The 4,606-nt window shown below is 43.5% G+C and carries 4 protein-coding genes and 1 pseudogene; 1 reads left to right on the top strand and 4 read right to left on the bottom strand.

All coding sequences use genetic code 11. The features are described from left to right. Window positions 1-194: pseudogene (locus tag AB4493_RS14285) on the bottom strand (MBL fold metallo-hydrolase); the annotation flags it as partial. A 114-nt stretch (window positions 195-308) separates the two neighbouring features. On the opposite strand from AB4493_RS14285, the gene AB4493_RS14290 reads away from it, so the two are divergent. Then, window positions 309-1,274: a GlxA family transcriptional regulator gene (locus tag AB4493_RS14290; RefSeq protein ID WP_372124137.1), complete on the top strand. Its 966-nt coding sequence runs from the start codon at window positions 309-311 to the stop codon at window positions 1,272-1,274. Window positions 1,275-1,563: 289 nt separating this feature from the next. Here AB4493_RS14290 and AB4493_RS14295 read toward each other — a convergent pair whose 3' ends face one another. Genes AB4493_RS14295 through slyA form a run of 3 tightly spaced genes read right to left on the bottom strand, consistent with a single transcriptional unit; the run spans window position 1,564 to window position 4,197 of the window. After that, complete coding sequence (locus AB4493_RS14295; protein ID WP_017059067.1) at window positions 1,564-2,595, bottom strand: DUF2955 domain-containing protein; 1,032 nt, start codon at window positions 2,593-2,595, stop codon at window positions 1,564-1,566. A gap of 60 nt (window positions 2,596-2,655) precedes the next feature. Next, on the bottom strand, window positions 2,656-3,717 hold the full coding sequence (locus AB4493_RS14300; protein ID WP_017059068.1) for an HlyD family secretion protein: 1,062 nt from the start codon (window positions 3,715-3,717) through the stop codon (window positions 2,656-2,658). A gap of 12 nt (window positions 3,718-3,729) precedes the next feature. After that, the gene (gene slyA, locus AB4493_RS14305; RefSeq protein ID WP_017059069.1) at window positions 3,730-4,197 is read right to left on the bottom strand and encodes a transcriptional regulator SlyA; all 468 of its coding nucleotides are present in this window, start codon (window positions 4,195-4,197) and stop codon (window positions 3,730-3,732) included. Window positions 4,198-4,606: the final 409 nt, after the last annotated feature.

The raw sequence follows: 4,606 nt of genomic DNA on the forward strand, positions 1-4,606 counted from the left end.
AAGGTATGAGTAACCTTGTTTAGTAGCTCATCGGCATTACTTGGCATCTCAACCGTTGGATTTTTCGCGGCCTTAGCCTTAATGACTGAAAACGGAGGCATAGAGCCTTTTTTCCCCAACATAGGATCAATAAGGATAAATGTTTCGCCAGATTCAATGAGAAAAGTTGCGCTACGTAGGTGGTGGATCTTCATAATGCCTCTCTAAACTCACTAACAAGTCATGTTCTCTATACGATTTAGTATGCTACTTTCCGACTTCTTATGATACTGTCTTGAAAGTCAACGTTCGCGCAAATCGAGACACTCATGAACAAATCAAGCGAGTTAATTAAAATTACTATGATAGCCTTTGAAGGCATCAGTGCTTTTCATCTCTCTGTGCCCTGTCTGGTGTTTCGAGATATCTTTTTCGGTCAGCCGGTTCGGTTTAACTTGAGGATCTGTAGCGAAAACAGCTTGCGGTTTGAAACAAGCTCTGGATTTGGTGTGGTGGTCGATAGCGATCTAAGTGCTACCCAAGAAGCCGATATTATAATTATTCCAAGCTGGCCAAATGACCTGCCAGAGCCAAGTGAGCGACTTCTAGAGGCGTTAATAGATCATCATGATAAAGGGAAGTTGCTGGTAGGGCTCTGCCTTGGTTCTTATGTTCTCGCGTGTGCTGGCGTTCTCGATGGCAAACGAGCCACAAGCCACTGGGCATTTACCGAACAATTTCAGCAGCAATTTCCTAAGGTGAATTTTGACCCAAACCCTCTATTTGTTGAACATGAGACTATCATCACCTCTGCTGGAGTAGCAGCTTCACTCGATTGCTGTCTGCACATAGTGCGCCGTTTGTGTGGTAGTGAGCTTGCGAATGATCTCGCTCGTAAGATGGTGACTGCACCATCTCGTAATGGTGGGCAGCAACAATACATACCAGCACCAGTCAACATAAAACCCCTCACAGAGACAAGTATTAACCTTGTGATTGAGCAGGTTGAGCAGAGTCTCAATCAGTCTCATTCACTAGATGAACTCGCTGAGCGCTGTGCGATAAGTAAACGTACCTTTACACGCCAGTTTAAATCCACCTATGGTTGTACATTTGGTGAATGGCTGCAAAATCGACGTTTGGTGTTTAGCCAACGTCTATTAGAAACCACGAAACTATCGATACCTCAAATTGCAGAGCAAGCGGGTTTTGGCTCTGACAGTGTATTTAGAAAGCACTTTAAATCTGCTTTTCATGTATCGCCGGTTCAGTGGCGCACGACTTTCAAGCAATAGAACTCATTTCATTGAGGGCATTTTTGCGTTACATGCTACCGCCAGCATACCTTTGGGCAGAAATGAGTTTCGGAAAAGTAAACATTAGCAAATCATGAATAACTACAGGTATGGCAAAGAGGAAAAAGTTTCAACGGTGTCTCCAATTGCTTTATTGAAATACTAGTACCTGATCCCGTACTGGAATCAGGTGATTGTTATGAGAGACAAAAGACAAGACATGACCCTATTGTTTCTAATGCTGAGTCACAAGCAGTTTTTTTCCATGCTCGATTAATCATTATCAGCATTACTGATAACTTAAGCGCGTTGCAGCAAATCGGTTAAGTAAAGTGTGCATGATGTAACACAGTAATAAAGTCGCTACGATGGCAACCAAAATACTGCTAATACGGTAAAGTGCACTATATATCAGATCGCTACCTGGGGTGAGGTATTGGCCAAATAAAATCCCCAGCGTGGTCATCGCTCCAAAGCCAACCCCAGCGCCGACGTTTTCTTTAACATGAACTTGGCTAAATAGCATTAATCCGAACCATAAAACCGGCACTACTAAGATAAGCAGCCCCGACCAATCATAGAGAAACAACTGGGCTAACACACCGAATGTCACTCCAAGAAAGGTACCTATCGCACGTTTAAGGGCATAATTTAATACCCCAGTAAAATGCATCGGATAAAGTAATAAAATTGTGGCAGCTTGCGCCGACATAGAGTCTTGCAGATTAAATATCTGGAACACGACAAAAGATGCTGTGGCGATAGTTGCCCCCAGTAATACTTCATGTCGCATTCGATTTACTGATTTTGCTGGTGGTTTTTGCAATTTTCTGGGTTCAACATCAGGGATTAACGAGACCATGATATAGGCGATAATGATTGCCAGTATTGTGGCGCCGAGATTAGCGCCGATGAGACCGTTTAGATCAGTATCAGGGTAACTGGCAAAATTAAGCATGATGCTCAGATTAAGTAAACTATTGGCACCATAAAGAAAAAAACTGCCGCGGGTCATGGCGGTAAAAAAGCCAACAAACACCCCAAAAATAATCAGGGTCATTAAGACTGGATGGCCACCAAATAAACCACCGATAACGCCTACCACTAATCCAGCTGTGACAGAAGACGCCAACACCTGCCGCGCGACATGGGCGGTGAACACAGGTGCTAGCCCTAGCAATACCATAGGGGTAACAGTATAAAACACCCCGTTACTAAAGCCGAACAGTTTGCACACAGTAAAGCCAATCGTGCCAGCAGTGGCAATACGTAGACATTGACGTAAATCATTGGCTGTCATGGGATTAAATCTTAGTAACATGATTGTTGCCTTGTGTCGCTGTAATATATTTAAAATAGCGCATCTATCAAATGTATGATGTTAATAGATATAGTGCAGCATACTGATGGCTTTAATCTGCCCATGAGCTAATAAGTTCAGCAAACTATTTTCTGGCATTATCTGCACCGTCGCCCGTGCCCCCGTTGGCAATGTTCTCATGACTTCGTCATTATCTAATTGTAAATGCAATCTCATTCTTTGGGCGTCACGGACCCAGCGATCAGATTGTTGCGGAGTCGCTAAACTGCCATTGGCATCGAACTGTCCGGCGCTAACCCCAGCATCAATACTGCTGACGTGGGCGCGATATAAACGGCCTGGTTCACCGTCAAACGCAACAAGGGCTTTAGATGAAATTGAGACATCTCGTAATGCCTTTTCTCTAAAATCAGCAATAATATCCACATCATCAGAAACAAGAGCCAGCAGTGGCTGGCCAATGGCCGCAAAGCCGCCGACCATGATTTGCAAGTTAGTAACTGTGCCGTCTTGATCCGCATGAACTTGGGTATAAGACAGGTTTAATTTGGCTTGGGCTAAGCGATTTTCGGCCTGACGTACTTTTAAGTTATTGTTACCGTAAACACCGCGGCTCACTTCTAATTGCTTTAAACGGGCTTGGGTTGCCAGCAAATTTGCTTCAGCCGCAGCGGCATCGCTGTCAGCTTGATCGCGTTGCTGTTGGGATACGCCATTAGTTTTGTACAGTGCATCAAGACGCTTTGCTTCGCTGCGTTTTTGTTGTGATGTGGTTTGGCTGGCATTGACATCAGCTTGCGCCGCTAACAAAGAGGCATCTAGCTCAGCGTTATCTTGCTGGACTTGCTCTAAAGCCAACTGCGCTTCATCTACCGCTAACTTATACGGTCTAGGATCTACTTCAAACAGTAATTCACCCTTGCTAACAACTTGGTTATTAGTGACAGCAATAGTTTTAATGCGGCCATTAACTTGTGGGGTAACCTTAGTCACAACCCGAGTTGCCATAGCCTGCGGCGTTAATGGCATAGTCGCATCAGCAAACATAAAGTAACCAAATACCAGCATAAAGCCTGCTAAGGCAATTTTTGTTAGCCGCGAAAATTGTTGATCTGGTGTCATATTTGTATTCACTTACTTGTCTGTCATTTTAGCTAATTTGGTTAACGCATTATTACCAATCAGATTAATTACTCTTTCAAACTCAGTAAGTTCTTCAGCGTTTATGCCTAAGAGCAATTGGCTACGGATATTGATAATTGTTACTTCAACTTTCGTTATTAAATCGAGTCCAGCAGGAGTCAAATTGACAAGTCTGGCGCGTTTATCATGGGGGCAACAGTGGCGTTCAATGAGCCCTTGCTGTTCTAATTGGGCTAAGGTGCGCATTAAAGAGGCCAGTTCAATTTCTAAGGCATTGGCTAATACTTTTTGACTGAGGTTGTCGCCTAATCGCCACAGTTTCCATAAGGCTGTCCAGCGTGGGTAAGTTAACTCTAAAGGGGCAAGTTCAATGTCAACAGCGGTGCGCCATAAGCGATGCAGACGCCCCAATTGTTCTGCCAGTGATAGCTCTTTCATATGGTCGAATTCTTTTTGCATCATGGTTCCCATTTACTTAGCGTGCTAACTATTATACTTGGTTAGCACGCTAAGTAAATTGTTTTATACTATCAAAATCGCCTCATAAGCCTAAATCCCCTTAAAGTAATGAAAAAAAAGAATAAAAATGGAAGTGAAATAGGACATCCGATCTTTTACCAATAAATTTTAACCCAGCCAACCCAATCGCTGAGCCAGAAACACAGTAGATGACAAAAAATATTAGCTAACGCGCCCATTCAGTCACAAAATAAACGGAAGCGGAATTTTAAAGAAAAATATGTAGGATTTTTGAGATTTACAGGTGGCGTTGTTGAACAATTCCTCCCTAAGAGCGTAGTAACCCCAAGGGCTGCGAGCAATTAAGCCACTTCATTTCTTACGGGCATACCTAACAACGGGGGGGGGG

Source organism: Vibrio sp. 10N.222.55.A1 (assembly GCF_041473835.1).
Lineage (GTDB): Bacteria > Pseudomonadota > Gammaproteobacteria > Enterobacterales > Vibrionaceae > Vibrio > Vibrio crassostreae_C.